Below are 399 nucleotides of genomic sequence, written 5' to 3'. Positions count from 1 at the left end.
CCACGGAACGCGGCTGCTTGATGGCTTCCCGGTAAATCGCGATCCGCGCCGCGAGGATTGGTTCAGCCTTGGTCGAGCCTTCCTTCTGCAGATAGTCACGAGCGATCTGCTCGAACTGCTGCCGCTGATAATCGAGCAGCGCGCACAGCACGCCGTGCCGCGTACGGAACTGATGCAGGAGCCCGCCCTTGCTGATGCCGCTTTCGCGCGACAGCGAATCGAACGTGAGCCCACCCACGCCTTCATGCGTGAGAATCGTCAGCGCGGCCTCGATGGCCTTCTTGCGGGTGTTTTCCGAACGGGTCTGGTTATCCATTGATCTTGAAAGTGACGTCATTCGAGCCGATCAGCCATCTGTTCTCCAAAGTCGTGGCCTTGGAAGCCCAACACGCCAATCAC

Annotated in this window: 1 protein-coding gene; it reads right to left on the bottom strand. The window is 59.6% G+C overall.

The genetic code is table 11. The features are described from left to right. The coding region (locus tag AB4Y42_RS44345; RefSeq protein WP_368697911.1) for a TetR/AcrR family transcriptional regulator at positions 1-316 on the bottom strand (316 nt) is incomplete at its 3' end. Between the last annotated feature and the right edge of the window lie 83 nt (positions 317-399).

It is taken from the genome of Paraburkholderia sp. EG286B (assembly GCF_040965655.1).
GTDB lineage: Bacteria > Pseudomonadota > Gammaproteobacteria > Burkholderiales > Burkholderiaceae > Paraburkholderia.
This window is presented reverse-complemented; position numbering and strand designations above follow the sequence as displayed.